Source organism: Streptomyces sp. NPDC102441 (assembly GCF_044765585.1).
Taxonomy (GTDB): domain Bacteria; phylum Actinomycetota; class Actinomycetes; order Streptomycetales; family Streptomycetaceae; genus Streptomyces.
In genome coordinates, this window is record NZ_JBIWKH010000005.1 from 61,540 (window position 1) to 75,273 (window position 13,734).

Annotated in this window: 11 protein-coding genes and 1 pseudogene; 4 read left to right on the top strand and 8 right to left on the bottom strand. The window is 69.3% G+C overall.

Translation table 11 applies throughout. The features are described 5' to 3' along the window. Positions 1-341: 341 nt before the first annotated feature. Positions 342-1,856 carry an MFS transporter gene (locus ACIREO_RS11730; protein WP_404107627.1) on the top strand — a complete coding sequence of 505 codons (1,515 nt, stop codon included), beginning with the start codon at positions 342-344 and terminating at the stop codon, positions 1,854-1,856. Here the strand turns inward: ACIREO_RS11730 and ACIREO_RS11735 are convergent. The 5 genes from ACIREO_RS11735 to ACIREO_RS11755 all read right to left on the bottom strand — a co-directional run bounded on the left by ACIREO_RS11735 (position 1,834) and on the right by ACIREO_RS11755 (position 8,166). Next, the gene (locus ACIREO_RS11735) at positions 1,834-3,162 is read right to left on the bottom strand and encodes an MFS transporter (protein WP_404107629.1); all 1,329 of its coding nucleotides are present in this window, start codon (positions 3,160-3,162) and stop codon (positions 1,834-1,836) included. The genes ACIREO_RS11730 and ACIREO_RS11735 overlap by 23 nt on opposite strands. A gap of 153 nt (positions 3,163-3,315) precedes the next feature. After that, positions 3,316-5,442, bottom strand: a complete 2,127-nt coding sequence (locus ACIREO_RS11740; RefSeq protein WP_404107630.1) for an acetate--CoA ligase family protein — start codon at positions 5,440-5,442, stop codon at positions 3,316-3,318. Then, entirely contained in the window at positions 5,439-5,837 is a 399-nt protein-coding gene (locus tag ACIREO_RS11745) for a Zn-ribbon domain-containing OB-fold protein (protein ID WP_404107632.1), read from the bottom strand. Before ACIREO_RS11745 ends, ACIREO_RS11740 begins: the two co-directional genes overlap by 4 nt. Positions 5,838-5,842: 5 nt before the next feature. Then, on the bottom strand, positions 5,843-6,997 hold the full coding sequence (locus ACIREO_RS11750) for an acetyl-CoA acetyltransferase (protein ID WP_404107633.1): 1,155 nt from the start codon (positions 6,995-6,997) through the stop codon (positions 5,843-5,845). Next, entirely contained in the window at positions 6,994-8,166 is a 1,173-nt protein-coding gene (locus tag ACIREO_RS11755) for an acyl-CoA dehydrogenase family protein (protein WP_404107635.1), read from the bottom strand. Before ACIREO_RS11755 ends, ACIREO_RS11750 begins: the two co-directional genes overlap by 4 nt. A gap of 273 nt (positions 8,167-8,439) precedes the next feature. Here ACIREO_RS11755 and ACIREO_RS11760 point away from each other — a divergent pair, with 273 nt between their 5' ends. Together ACIREO_RS11760 and ACIREO_RS11765 are read left to right on the top strand one after the other, a co-directional pair. Next, a complete protein-coding gene (locus ACIREO_RS11760) occupies positions 8,440-9,078 on the top strand; it encodes a TetR/AcrR family transcriptional regulator (protein WP_404107637.1) in 639 nt (212 codons plus the stop codon). A gap of 31 nt (positions 9,079-9,109) precedes the next feature. Continuing rightward, a complete protein-coding gene (locus tag ACIREO_RS11765) occupies positions 9,110-9,901 on the top strand; it encodes a thioesterase family protein (protein WP_404107639.1) in 792 nt (263 codons plus the stop codon). Between the two features lie 72 nt (positions 9,902-9,973). Here the strand turns inward: ACIREO_RS11765 and ACIREO_RS11770 are convergent, their stop codons facing one another. After that, on the bottom strand, positions 9,974-10,840 hold the full coding sequence (locus tag ACIREO_RS11770) for a MaoC/PaaZ C-terminal domain-containing protein (RefSeq protein ID WP_404107640.1): 867 nt from the start codon (positions 10,838-10,840) through the stop codon (positions 9,974-9,976). A gap of 1 nt (position 10,841) precedes the next feature. Further along, positions 10,842-11,765: an SDR family oxidoreductase gene (locus tag ACIREO_RS11775; protein WP_404107641.1), complete on the bottom strand. Its 924-nt coding sequence runs from the start codon at positions 11,763-11,765 to the stop codon at positions 10,842-10,844. A 269-nt stretch (positions 11,766-12,034) separates the two neighbouring features. On the opposite strand from ACIREO_RS11775, the gene ACIREO_RS11780 reads away from it, so the two are divergent. Further along, positions 12,035-13,336: an SGNH/GDSL hydrolase family protein gene (locus ACIREO_RS11780; protein ID WP_404107642.1), complete on the top strand. Its 1,302-nt coding sequence runs from the start codon at positions 12,035-12,037 to the stop codon at positions 13,334-13,336. A 128-nt stretch (positions 13,337-13,464) separates the two neighbouring features. On the opposite strand, the pseudogene ACIREO_RS11785 reads toward ACIREO_RS11780, so the two are convergent. Then, positions 13,465-13,710 (bottom strand): annotated as a pseudogene (locus ACIREO_RS11785) (protease); the annotation flags it as partial. Between the last annotated feature and the right edge of the window lie 24 nt (positions 13,711-13,734).

Sequence of the window (13,734 nt, forward strand, 5' to 3'; positions counted from 1 at the left end):
GAAGGACCCTGGACGAGTTCGACGCGGGACTCGACAGCCGTCCCATCGCGTTCGAGGATCTGCCCCGTCTGCCCTACCTCGACCGCGCGGCAGGGACACGCTGCGACTGCGCCACACCGGATGCCTAGTCACCCGTCGCATCGTCACCCGGACAAGCCTGGGGCCGTGGTCGGTGCCCGCCGGCACAGAACTCGCCTACTGCCAGCACGCCCTGCGCTGGAGGACGCGCAGACCGAGGCCTTCACTTCAGGAGCGTTCCCGCCCGGACGGCCACGAACGGGACTCAACAGAATCAGGTTCTAGTATCCTGATTCAATATCTGCCTACCGGTAGGGAGTTCCATGTCCGAGGCCGGGGAAACAGAGCAACTGCGCTACGCCTGGCGTGTGCTGTCCGTCGTCAGCATGGCGAGCATTCTCATCGCACTCGGCAGCAGCTCGCTGAACGTCGCGCTCCCTGACGTGGTGAGGCACTTCGATGCCGGCGCTGCCGCCGCGAACTGGATCCTGCTGTCCTACATGCTGGCCAACACAGTGCTCCTGGTCGTGTTCGGCCGGCTGGCGGACATGTTCGGACGGCGCACGATGTATCTGCTCGGGCTGGCCACGTACACCGTGGCCAGCCTGCTGCTCGGCTTCTCCCCGGGGGCGTGGTTCCTGGTCGGCCTGCGGGTGGTACAGGCCGCGGGCGGCGCGATGCTGCTGGCCAACAGTGCGGCGCTCCTCGCCGATGCTTTCCCGCCTCGGCACATGGCGCGTGGCATGGGCGTGTACATCGCGTCGTTCTCCGTCGCGCAGTTGGTGGGCCCGACGCTGGGCGGGTATCTGACGCACCGTTTCGGCTGGGAGTGGGTGTTCTGGTACAACGTGCCGATCGGCTTGGTGTGCCTGGTCCGGGGTGCCGTGGTGCTGCGCAGGGGCGGCGGGAGAGGCGGTGACCGCGGGATCGACGTGCCGGGCAATCTGCTCGTACTGGCCTGCCTGGGAAGCCTGCTGATCGGATTGTCCGAGGTCGGTGACCGGAGCTGGGGTGATCCGGTGGTGGTCACCTGTCTGGCGGTCTTCGCGGTGCTGGTGCCGGTGTTCCTCGTGGTGGAGCGGCACAGCGCCCGTCCGGTGGTGGATGTCGCACTCTTCCGGGACCTGCCGTTCGCACTGGGCCTTCTGACCTCGTTCCTCAACGCGGTGTCCCGGATGGCCGTGGTTCTGCTGGTCGCGCTGTTCTACCAGGCGGTGCACGGGGAGGACCCGGTGTCGGCCGGTTTGAAGGTTCTGCCGCTTCCGGTCGCCGCGATGATCGCGTCGGCGTGCTCGGGGATGCTCCACGCAAGGCTGGCACCGCGCACGATTGTCCTGCTCAGCACGTCGGCGGGCACCGCCGGGCTGCTGGTTCTCCTGCTGGAGATATCGGTGGGTGTGGGCTACGCGCCGATCGCCATCGGGCTGGTGCTCGTCGGGGTGGGCTCGGGAATGTTCATGCCGGCCAACACCACGGCGATGCTGGACGGGATCGCGCCCGACCGGATCGGGATCGTCAACGCGATGCGTCTGATGATCCAGAACACGGGTGTGGTGGTGAGTACGGCACTGGCCATGTCGCTCGTCACCAGCGCGCTCCCGGCTGGGCTGCGCAGCCGGGTCTTCGACGGGACGATCGCGCGCGTCGCCCCGCACGCCCTTGGCCAACTGGTCACCGGCTACCGGCTGGCCCTGCTCGTGATGACGGTCATCTCCGCCCTGGCGGTGCTCGCCTCGCTCGGCCGGCCGCGGGCGACGAAGGATTCCGCCGGGCGGGCCGGCCGGACGAGGCCGCGGTCTCCCGCACCGGGTGGAGTCAGTCCACCGCCCCGGGGGTGACGACGGGCTCCGGAGCCGGGGCCGGCGTCACGGCCGCACGCCGCCAGGGCCCGTGGAAGAAGAGTGTCGCCGGGAGGAACAGCGTCATGCAGCAGAGCGTGACGACCATCCACAGGTGCCAGCTCGCGTGCTCGACCACACGCGGCACGGCGAACAGCGCGAGCACCGCCACGGCCTTGGACGTGAAGCCGAACAGGCCCCACGCGCTGCCCTGCAGCCGGGGGTCGATGTTCTCGGCGTCCTCGGAGAAGTTCGCCATCCAGGGTCCGTAGGCCACTCCCATCGCGCCGCCCAGCAGCGCACCGGTGATCATCAGGTGCGGATGCGAGACGTCTTGACGCCCCATCAGGTGCACCAGGTAGCCGGTGACCGCCACTGCGGCGAGCGTGCCTCCCACACAGAGCGGTTTACGCAGTTGAAGCCGGTCGGAGATGCGTCCGCTCACCACGACCGTGGCCAGATTGAGGACCCAGAAGACCGACATGATCCCGGCGGCGGTCGATGCGCTGAGGCCGAACGAGTCCCCCAGCATGAGCGGTCCGTACAGGGAGAGCGTCAGGAAGAGGACGAGCCACAGCGCGATCCCGATGACGTGCGCCACCATGTTGCGGTGGGCGAGTAGGTTGCGGGCCCTGGGCGGCGCGGTGGGACCGGCCGTGACGATCGCCTGCTCCTCAGTCTGCTGGATGCGTCCGCGCAGCTCGGGCGAGAGGTCGGCGATGTTGCACGCGATCACGATGGAGGCTGCCAGCGACACCACGGCCATGATGACGAACTGGGAGCGCCACGAGTCGTGGAAGAGCGGCAGGGTGGCGCTCGCGATCGCGGCGGCCAGGAAGTTCGCGCCGACGGGCCCCCAGGTCCAGAAGCCGAAGGCCTGGGCGCGGCCCATCCGTGGTGAGAAGTCGCGTACGAGTGGCGCGGTGCCGGCCAGTGCCATGCCGTCGATGACCGACAGGGCGATCCGGGCCATGAGCAGCTGTGTGGGTGAGTGCACCGTGGTCATCAGCACGCAGCACACGGTGGTGAGCAGCATCAGCGGGATGAGCAGGCGCACGCGGCCCAGGGTGTCGGTGAGGCGGCCGCCGGCCATGGAGGCGATGGCACCGGCGACTGTCGCCAGTGCGGAGATCGTGCCGTAGGTGGACAGCGACATGTCCAGGTCTTCGAGCAGCAGGGGGGCGACGGGGGCGATCTGGCCCTCGTACGATCCGATCAGGACGGCGAGCACGGCCATGCTGAGGATGCGTATCCGGCGCCCGCCGGTGGGGTACTCGTCGAGTTCGCGTACGTAGGAGAGCCTCATTGCCCGAGCCTTTCTGCGAGTGGATTCCGCCTCTGTCCGCCGAGCGGTGTGCCGTGCCCTCCGAGCGGTGCGTGACCGGTTGTGAGGGGCCGAAGGCCGCCGCGGTCGCAGCAGGCGACCACGGCGGCCTTCGGGTGGCGCCGCGAGGGTGGTTCAGTTCCAGGTGACCAGTGCGTCCAGTGCCTCGACCTCGCTTCCCCGGACGAGGAGCGGGTTGATCTCCAGCGATTCCAGCCGTGGGCCGAGGCCTTCGGCGAGGGCACCGATCCGGGCGACCACCCCGGCGACCTTGTCGAGGTCCGCGGGTTCGGTCCCGCGTGCTCCTTCCAGCAGCCGGGCGCCGCGGAGTTCGCCCAGGGCACGGCGGATGCCGGCGGAGTCCACCGGCAGCAGCCGCAGCACCGAGTCCCGTAGCACCTCGACCCAGATCCCTCCGAGTCCGACGGCCATGGTCAGACCCCACGCGGGATCGCGGACCACGCCGACGATCAGTTCCACACCGCCCTGGCGCTGCGGCTGCACAAGGGTGCCGATACCGGTCAGGCCGCGGTCGCGCAGGGTGGCGCATACCTCGCTGTGAGCCTCTCGTACGGCTTGCGGGCCGTTCAGCCCGAGCCGCACCCCGCCGATGTCACTCTTGTGCCCGAGGCCGTCGGCGACCGCTTTGAGTACCACGGGGTACCCGAATGCGGCGGCCGCCGCGGCCGCCTCGTCCTCGGTGGCGGCCAGGGAGGAAGGGACGACCGGGATCCCGTTGTCCTCGAGCAGGCGCGAGGCCCGGTGCTCCGGCCAGAGCCCTGTGGGTTCCCCGCCCACGACCGGTGGCACGCCCCGGTCGGTCTGCGCCGTCCCGGTGGACTCCCCCAGGTCCCGGGACCAGCGGACGGCGGCGCCGATGGCGGTCATGGCGTGCTCGATCCCGCCCACCACGTACGGGAACCCCGTCTCCCGCTGTACGTGGCGTCCCACCTCCGTGATGTCGGTCAGCACATTGCCTGCGACGATCACCGGCAGCCGGGCGTCGCGGATGCGCCGCGCGGTCGCGGCGAAGTGCTGCAGTGTCAGGTTCAGGTCCGCGGGTGGCAGCCGGGGCAGGTCGGTCAGGAGCATGACCGCGTCGACGCCCGGATCGTCGGCGACCACTTCCAGGGCCCGGCTGAGCAGCGTCCGGTCGACCACCACGTAGCCGGTGACATCCAGCGGGTTCTGTACGGTCGCGAAGTCCGGGAGGATCTCCTTCAGCCGTGCCACTGTCCCAGGAGCGAACGGGGGCAGCTCCAGTCCTTCCTGTTCGGCCCGGTCCGCTATGACCTCGCAGGCCCCGCCGGAGGGGGTCACCACGGCGATCCGTGGTCCCCGTACGGGGCCGGTCCTGGCCAGCAGTCCGGCCGTGATGATCAGGTCCTCCAGGGAGCGGACGCGTACCACTCCCAGCTTCCTGAACGCCGCGTCGACGACCGCGTCGTCGCCGACGAGGGCACCTGTGTGGGCTTGGGCGGTGTGCGAGGCGAGTGCGCTGGAACCGATCTTGAGTGCCACGATCGGTTTGCCGGCCCGGGCGGCGCGGCGGGCGGCTCGTGCGAACTCCTCGGGCCGGCGTACGGACTCCAGGAACAGGGCGATGACCCGGGTGGCGGGATCGTCCACCAGGTAGTCGATGACGTCGGTGACCGAGACCATCGTCTCGTTGCCCATCGAGGTGAGCAGGCTGAGACCCACGTTGCGGGCCTGGGCGAACGCCAGGATGGAACTGGCCAGCGCTCCGCTCTGCAGCACCACGCCCACGGGGCCGCCGATCAGCGGTGGCGGGATCGGCAGTCCGTACGGGGTCGTGCCCGCGGTGGCGTTGATGTATCCGTTGCCGTTGGGGCCCAGTACGGTCAGTTGGTTCTCCTGCGCGAAGGCGAGGATCTCCTCCTCGAGACGTCTGCCCTCCGGACCGGTCTCGCCGAAGCCCGCGGTGAGTATCACGTAGCTGCGGATTCCCAGACCCGCGCCCTCCTGCAGTACCGGCAGCACCGCGGGGGTCGGCACCATGACGTAGGCCATGTCGACCGCCTCGCCGATGGCCGTGAGACTGCGGTGGGCCCGTTGCCCGTGCACCACTTCCGTGCGGGGATTGACGAGGTGGACGGGGCCGGAGAAACCGTGGGTGCGCAGATTGCCGAAGGTGGACAGCGACCACCCCGATTTGTCCGTGGCACCCACGAGCGCGATGGATCGGGGCGCGAAGAGGGCGTGCATCGCCTCGGTGCGGATCTGTGTCGTGGCCGTGCTCATGCGCTCTCCCTCACTCGGAAGCACGGCAGCTCGGGGGACTCCTCGCCGCCCGGTCGGGTGATCTCCAGTTCGACCCGGTCGCCGATCCGGACGGCGGCGCCGCCCACGATCCTCGACATCATCCGTACGCCCTCGTCGAGGTCGATCAGCGCGACGGTGTAGGGCGGATCGCCGGCGGACGGGCTGAAGGCACGGTGCGCGACCGTGTATGAGTAGACGGTCCCTGTTCCCGGCGAGGTGACCCACCTGAGCCGGTCACCGAAGCAGTGCGGGCACAGGGCCCGCGGGTAGAACACGGCGCGATCGCAGTCGCCGCAGCGCTGGAGGCGCAGCTCGCCGGCTGCGATACCGTCCCAGAACGGCTGTGTCTCCACATCCGGCACAAGATCCACCACGGTGATCAGCTCCTTCCGAGTACGACGGTGGACGTGGACGAGAGGACGCCGCCGGTGCCGTGCACCAGGGCCAGTTGTGCCCCGTCCACCTGCCGCCGCGGGTCGGAGGTGAAGTCGTGCCGCAGCTGCCGGGTCGCCTCGATGAGCAGGAAGATGCCGTACATGCCGGGGTGGGTGTACGACAGCCCGCCGCCGTTCGTGTTCATCGGCATGTCGCCTCCGGGGGCCGTACGGCCCAGTCCGACGAACTCCCCCGCCTCGCCCGGCTTGCAGAACCCCAGGGACTCGAGGGTGAGCAGCACGGTGATGGTGAAGGAGTCGTAGATCTCCAGCAGATCGAGGTCGTCGTGGGTGACGCCGGCCATTCTCATCGCGGCCGGGCCGGATCGCGCGGCTCCGGTGACGGTCAGGTCCGGCATCTGGGCGATGGAGCTGTGTGTGGTCGTCTCACCGTGGCCTAGCACCTCGACCGGACGGGTGTCGACATCGGGCCAGCGGTCCTCCGCGGCCACGACGACCGCGCCGCCGCCGTCGGTCACCAGGCAGCAGTCCAGCAGATGGAGCGGATCGCTGATCATCGGGGAGGCGAGGACGTCGTCGACGGTGATCGGGTCGCGGTGGTAGGCGTCTGGATTGAGCGCGGCCCACTGCCGGGCGCTGACCGCGACCTCTGCCAGTTGCTCGCCCGTGGCACCGTACTGGTGGAAGTAGCGGTTGGCTGCGAGCGCGTAGGCGCCGACCGGTTGCGGGAGCCCGAAGGGGCGGTCGAACTGCTCGGTCAGCGTCGCGGGCGGTCTGGTGGCGGTGCGGGAACGGTTGCTGCGCTGGGTACTGCCGTAGGTGATCAGTGCGACGTCGATGAGTCCGGCCTCGATGGCCGCGGTGGCATGGCCGAGGTGTGCCTCGAACGACGATCCGCCGATGTTGGTGCTGTCCAGATGGTCCGGCTGGATGCCCAGGTACTCCGCCAGGGTCAGCGCCGGCGCCCATGACCAGTTCCCCGCCACGAAGAGCCCGTTCACGTCCTCGGGTCGGAGCCCGGCCTCGGTCAGGGCCGCCCTGCTCGCCCTGGCCTGCTGGGAGAGCACGGTCAGGTGCGGGGTCTTCCCGGTCTCCGACTCGGCCACCCCGACGATCGCGGCGCGCCTGCGTTTGGTCATTCTCCGATCCCGCCGAGCCGTACGTGGCCTTTCAGGAGGTTGCGGGCGATGGTGCGGCGCTGGATCTCGTCGGTGCCCTCGAAGATGCGCAGGAGCCTCAGCTCCCGGTACCAGCGTTCGATCGGCAGTTCCTTGGTGTAGCCCATGCCGCCGTGGATCTGCAGGACCCGGTCCACGACCTGGTTGGCCATCAGTGCTCCGTTGAGCTTGGCGATGGAGGAGGCGTGTCGCGCGTCCATGCCCTCCTGGACCCGCCAGGCGGCGTACAGGGTGAGCCACTTGGTGGATTCGATCTCGACCTGCGAATCCGCGATCTGCCACTGGATCGCCTGGTAGTCGCCGATCGGGTGGCCCATCGAGTGCCGGATCTTGGCGTAGTCCACTGCCATCTGCAGCATCCGCTCGGCGGAGCCGATCGCCCGTGCCGGGATCATGTAGCGTCCCTGGCCGATCCAGCGCAGGGCGAGCCCGAATCCCTGGCCGACCTCGCCGAGTACGTTCTCGGCGGGAACGCGTACGTCGTCGAAGACCAGCGCCGCGGGCCCCCACTGGCCCATCGTCTGGATCGGCTCGGACTTCCAGCCCATGTCCCGGTCTACCAGGAAGCACGTCACTCCGCCGTCGGCGGCCCTGTCCGGGTCGGTGACGGCGAACACCATCACGAAGTCGGCCTCGTTTCCGCCGGTGATGAACGTCTTCTCACCGTTGATGACCCAGTCGCCGCCGTCACGCACGGCGCGGGTGCGGATGTTGCGTGCGTCGGAGCCCGCTCCCGGCTCGGTGATGGCGAAGCAGGATCGGCGCTCGCCCTCGATGGTCGGGACGAGGTAGCGCTGCTTCTGCTCGTCGTTCGCGCCGTAGAGGATGTTGTCCGCCGAACCCCCGAAACTGAACGGGACGAACGTCCTGCCTGTCTCCATCGCGAGGATCGCGGACATGACGGCACCCAGGTTCATCCCGCCGTACTCCTCGGGCGTGTTCATCCCCCAGAAGCCTGCCTTGCGGGCTTTCGTCCGCAGCTCGGCGAGCACATCCAGGGATATCGCCGGTGCCCCCGCGCGTTCGTTGCGCAGTACGTCCTGTTCCAGTGGCATCACCTCCTTGGAGATGAAGCTGCGCACGGTGTCCCGGATCTGACGTTCCTCGACATTGAGGGCGAAATCGACCATCGAGAGATGTCCTTTCCTCTTCGGGCGCACGAGGTGTTCAGGTGCGCCTTTTTAGAACGGAACTCTAGGAACCAGTTCAGACTGTGCCCGGCCGGATGAGCGTGTCAAGACACGTGTCACGACCAAGAGGTTCCGGGTGTGCGGCGGCACGCGGTGGCCCCGGCCGGGTGCACAGGGGGGAGATCGTCACTGCGGCGATGTGTCCAATTCTAAGATTGGATTCGGTACGGTGACCGTGTCGACGACTGTCGGCCGCACGCGAGGAGGGGCATCATGGCGCGAAAAGCAGGCAACGCCGCGTCGGGAGGAAACGCCTGGCAGTGGAGCCGCACGGCGGAGACCCGGCGCGTACTGCTGAACGCCGCCCGTGAGGTGTTCTGCGAACAGGGCTTCGCCGAGGCGAGTGTCGCGGCGGTGGTGGAACGCGCCGACTCCAGCGTGGGCAGTCTTTACCACCACTTCGGAGGCAAGGGCGAACTCTTCCTGGCTCTCTGGGAGGAGCATCAGGCCTCCCATGAGCAGAACGCGGTGACCGCGGTCGCGGCGGCCCGCGCCAAGGCCGGGGGCGCGGGCGAGGACGCGCTCGAGCTCTTCATCGTCGGAGCCCGCGCGTTCCTGGAGGGTTCCTGGGAACGCCGTGATCTGGCCCGGCTGTTCATGGACGGCGATGCGCCGCCGGGCTTCGAACTGGTCAGACGCACGCGCAGCCGGGAGTGGGTCCGGCAGAACGGGGTGCTGCTCGGCGCCGGCAACGACTCCGTCGGGCGGCTCACCGTTGCCGTGCTGACCACGATCATCGGCGAGGCGGGCCGCGAGATCGCGACCAGTTCCTCGAAGCGCCAGGCCAACAAGATCACCGAAGCCGCGATCGTGCTGATCCGCAGGCTCGGCTCCACGAGCATCGACACCTGACCCCGGTCAGGGCGACAGAGGGGAAACATCCGTGGCCCGGACGGAAAATGAAGAGGCGTTCTTCACGAGCGTGGAGGGGGAGCTGATACCCGCGACGCACGCGCGCGGCTGGTGGACGCCCGGCATGATGCACGGACGGCTGCTCGGGGGCCTTGCGGCCAGGGCGCTGGAGGCGGAACACGCCGCGGACGGACTGCACTTCACCCGGCTGACCGTCGACCTCTTCCGCAACGCGCCGATGGCGCCCGTACGGGTGGAGACCCACCGGGTGCGTGACGGGCGCCGGATCCGGGTCGCCGACGCCACCGTCCACGGGGCGAACGGCCCCGTCGCGCGGGCGAGCGCGGTCCTGCTCCGGCGCGGCGAACAACCGCCCGGCCGGATTCCCGCGACACCACCCTGGGACGCTCCGGCGCCCGAGGAGCTCTTCACCCCGCGCGACGGGGCATGGACTGCTTGGATGTTCGACGAACACAACGCCTCGGCGAAGGGCGGCTGGCGCGACGACGTCAAGCGCCGGGCATGGCTGCGCGAAGCGCGCGAACTGGTGGCCGGTGAGCCGCTGTCACCGTTCGTGCGGGCGGCCCTGGCCGCGGACACCGCGAGTCCGCTCGTCCACGCCGGCGACACGGGTCTCCATTTCATCAACGCCGACTACACCCTGTGCCTGAGCCGGCTGCCGCTCAGTGACGTCATAGGCCTGGAGTCCGGCGCCCACACCAGTGAGGAAGGGGTGGCCGTCGGGCACTGCACGATGCACGACTCTGCCGGCCCGATCGGGTACTGCATGACCACCGCGGTCGCCAACCCGCAGCCTTCCTGACCCTCGCCGCGCCGCGCCGGTGTCACCCCACCCGGAGAGGACACCGGTGCCGTGCGGACGCGGAGACAGAGGTCAGCCGGGCGATCCGGGCGCGGGCCGGACGCCGGCCCTTCCGTGGTCGATCACCACGGTCCCGTCCGCCTTGGCGGTGCGGAACCGTGCGGTGTCTCCGTCCTCCCATACGGAGACGGTCAGCGGTTCACCGGGAAACACGGGCCTGGTGAAGCGTCCTGACATCGAGGCGAACCGGGAGGGATCCGATCCCGCCAGCGTGTGCAGCAGCGCGCGCCCGGTGAACCCGTAGGTGCACAGGCCGTGCAGGATCGGCCGCTCGAAGCCGGCCTTCGCCGCGAACGCGGGGTCGCTGTGCAGCGGGTTGCGGTCTCCGGACAGCCGGTAGATCAGCGCCTGTTCGGGCCTGGTCGGGTACGTGACAATATGGTCCGGCGCACGGTCCGGTTCCGGCCAGCTCGCCCGCGGGCCGCGCTCGCCGCCGAACCCGCCCTCTCCGCGGATGAACACGGCGCTGCGCGAGGTGATGAGCGGCTCACCGGTCTCCGGGTCCACAGCCACCGACTCGCTGGTCACCAGCGCTCCGGACCCCTTGTCGTGGATTCCGGTGACCTTCGATGTGATGCGTACGCTCCCGGCCGGTGCGAGTGGCCTGTGCAGGTCGAACGACTGCTCCGCGTGCACCAGCATCACCGGGTCGAACGTGCCTATGCCGGGGCCCCGGCCGCCCTGCGCGGCCAGCACGGCGAACGTCGGCAGCACCTGCTGCTCCACACCGTGAGCGTTCTCCGTGGTGAAGGGCAGTTCCCGCAGCGAATCGTCGAGCCCCGCGCCGACACCTACCGCGTACAGCAGTGTGTCCGTGGAGGTCCAGGTCCTTTCCACGGGTGCGGACTCGACCCCGATCGAGGTGTGGTCAAGAGCCATGTCAGGAACCTCCTGCCGGCGCGCGCCCGTTCTGCAGCGCGTTGGGCCGGGCCCTGCCGACCATGGCGGGGATCACCTCGTCCAGCTCGGAGAGTTCCCAGCGGGACTCCTTGTCGGTTCCGGGCCCGGCCTGCCAGCCCTCCGCGACACTTATCGTGCCGCCCCGCACGTTGAACACACGCCCGGTGATTCCGCGGGCGGCAGGGCTGCCGAGCCAGACCACCAGCGGGGCGATGTTCTCGGGGGCCGACGCGTCGAACGCCTCAGGCGCCGGAGCGGGCCGCGCGGGGCGCAGTCCCTCCGTCATACGGGTGAGCGCCGCAGGCGCCACGGCGTTCACCGCGACGCCGAAGCGTTCCAGTTCACGCGAGGCGATCACGGTCAGGCCGGCGATTCCGGCCTTGGCCGCGCCGTAGTTGGCCTGGCCGGGGTTTCCGTAGATGCCTGACGAGGACGTCGTGTTGATGACGCGAGCGTCGACCCGCGCACCCGCCTTGGCCTGAGCCCGCCAGTACGCCGCCGCGTGGCGCAGCGGGGCGAACGTGCCGCCCAGGTGCACACGTATCACGGCGTCCCACTCCGCGGCGGTCATGTTCACCAGCATCCTGTCACGCAGGATCCCGGCGTTGTTCACGAGTACGTGCAGATCGCCGAAGCGCGCCACCGTTGACTCCACGAGCCTGCGCGCACCGTCGAAGTCGGAGACGTCGTCGCCGTTGGCGACCGCCTCGCCGCCGGCCTCGCGGATCTCGCGGACCACTTCACCCGCCGGGCCGGAGGCGGCCCCGGTCCCGTCGACCTCCGAGCCCAGGTCGTTGACCACGACCTTCGCGCCCTGCCGTGCGAATTCGAGCGCGTGCCCGCGGCCGATCCCGCGGGCCGCACCGGTGACGATCACGACCCGGCCGTCCATGACGCCGCCCATAAGTCTCTCCCGTCCGCGACTCCAAGCCGGCACCACGGAATCACTCAGCCGGCCAATGTTGGAATCACTTTCTAAAAAGAGTCTCGGTGTGGTGAATCGTTGTCAACCCTTCGACAGGGCGGCGCGGTCGCCAGCTGTCACGGTCGGAGGCGGGGCGCCGGACTCACTCCCCAGACCCCCGCACAAACGGGGCTCCAGTTCCATTATTCGTGGCGCACTGGTACGGTTCCATCAACTTAACGGAACCATAAGCCCATTAGGAGCCCTCCGTGAGCACCTCCTACGTACGCCGCATCGCCGCCCCCCTGTTCGCCGGATCCCTCGCCTTCGGCATCCTGGCCACCCCGGCCGAGGCGGCGCCCGTCGCGTGGACCGCGGCCTGGGGCGCCTCCCCTCAGCTGCCCAGCACCGGCTTCACGCCCAACTGGTCCCAGGAAGGCTTCTCCCACCAGTCCGTACGCCAGGTCGTCCGCGTCACCAAGGGGGGCAACCTGGCCAGGATCCGGCTCTCCAACGCCTACGGCACTTCGCCCCTGCGGATCACGGGTGCGGCGATCGCCCGAACCACCCAGGGTGCGGCGGTCGCGCAGGGGTCGGTTCGTCACCTCACCTTCAACGGCGAGCGGTCGGGGTGGATACCGGCCCACGGGGAACTCCGTAGCGACACCGCCGAACTGAGCCTGAAGAGACTGGAGTCGGTCACGGTCACCCTCTACTTCGCGGGGACCACGGGCCCCGCCACGTTCCACAGCCAGGGCTGGGCCGACACCTACCGGGCCGAGGGCGACCACCGGGCCGATACGAACGGCACCGCCTACACCAGCACTTCACAGTCCTGGTACTACCTCTCCGGCATCGAGGTCGGCGATGCGGAACGCCGGCGGCCTGCCGGGAAGGCCAGGAATCAGACCGAAGACACAGGCGAGGGTGACGGCATCGCCGTCTTCGGCGACTCCATCACCGACGGTTTCGGCTCCACACCCAACACGGACCGACGCTACTCCGACGCCCTCGCCGAGCGGACGGGGCGGCCCGTCGTCAACCAGGGCATCGGGGGAAATCTGGTGCTGAACGACTCGGCCTGGTTCGGCGAGCGGGCCACCGCCCGCTTCAGGCGGGACGTCCTCGACCAGCCGGGCATCTCCACGGTCGTCATCCTGGAAGGGGTCAACGACATCGGCTTCAGCGAAGCCGCCGAGGGGCCGAATCCGCCTGCCACATACAAGCCCGCCCCCGTCGTGTCATCCCGCGAACTCATCGCCGGCTACCGCACACTGATCGGCGCGGCACACGACAAGGGCCTCGAAGTCGTCGGGGCAACACTGCTGCCTCTCAAGGGCTCGGACCACTGGGGCCCGCACGCGGCGCGGGTCAGCAACGAGGTCAACGACTGGATCCGGCACGCGGGCGAGTTCGACGCGTACGTCGCTTTCGACAGGGCTCTCGCCGACCCCTCGGACCCTGACCGCCTCGACAACGCCTACGCCTACGCCTACAAGGACGCACTGCACCCGAACGACGCCGGCTACCGGGTGATGGCGAACGAGGTGGCCCAGGTCCTTGGGAAGTGACACCGGCTGACGGACATGACAGCTGATTCGGGCCGTGCGACGACATCCGGCATGGCGTGGCATGCTCCCTGGCATGAATGAAGATCCGCGGCCCGGAGCAAGTCCGAAGCTGTGGGGGCGGATCGCGTGTGGTCCCGCAGCACCACGACCGCGGCGTCGAAGGCCGAGTCACGGTCCTTCGCGAACTCCTCCTCGGTGAAGACCGGTGTGTGACGGTGCGGCGGGACTCCGGCCCCGTCGAAGGTATGACCCTGTCAGGTCAGGAACGCCTCGTTCGGGAGCCATACCGCCATGCCGTTGGGGAGCCCGCGGTCCAGGGTGCCGGAGAAGACGCCCTGCGTGGGCTGCCCGATGCGGACGGTCCTGCCGGGCCGGTGGATGCGCAGGGGGCTGTCCCC

Bases quoted from the DNA above. Each gene is read 5' to 3' on its own strand.
- ACIREO_RS11730 (WP_404107627.1), top strand. From the start codon at position 342: ATGTCCGAGGCCGGGGAAACAGAGCAACTGCGCTACGCCTGGCGTGTG.
- ACIREO_RS11735 (WP_404107629.1), bottom strand. From the start codon at position 3,162: ATGAGGCTCTCCTACGTACGCGAACTCGACGAGTACCCCACCGGCGGG.
- ACIREO_RS11740 (WP_404107630.1), bottom strand. From the start codon at position 5,442: ATGAGCACGGCCACGACACAGATCCGCACCGAGGCGATGCACGCCCTC.
- ACIREO_RS11750 (WP_404107633.1), bottom strand. From the start codon at position 6,997: ATGACCAAACGCAGGCGCGCCGCGATCGTCGGGGTGGCCGAGTCGGAG.
- ACIREO_RS11755 (WP_404107635.1), bottom strand. From the start codon at position 8,166: ATGGTCGATTTCGCCCTCAATGTCGAGGAACGTCAGATCCGGGACACC.
- ACIREO_RS11760 (WP_404107637.1), top strand. From the start codon at position 8,440: ATGGCGCGAAAAGCAGGCAACGCCGCGTCGGGAGGAAACGCCTGGCAG.
- ACIREO_RS11770 (WP_404107640.1), bottom strand. From the start codon at position 10,840: ATGGCTCTTGACCACACCTCGATCGGGGTCGAGTCCGCACCCGTGGAA.
- ACIREO_RS11775 (WP_404107641.1), bottom strand. From the start codon at position 11,765: ATGGGCGGCGTCATGGACGGCCGGGTCGTGATCGTCACCGGTGCGGCC.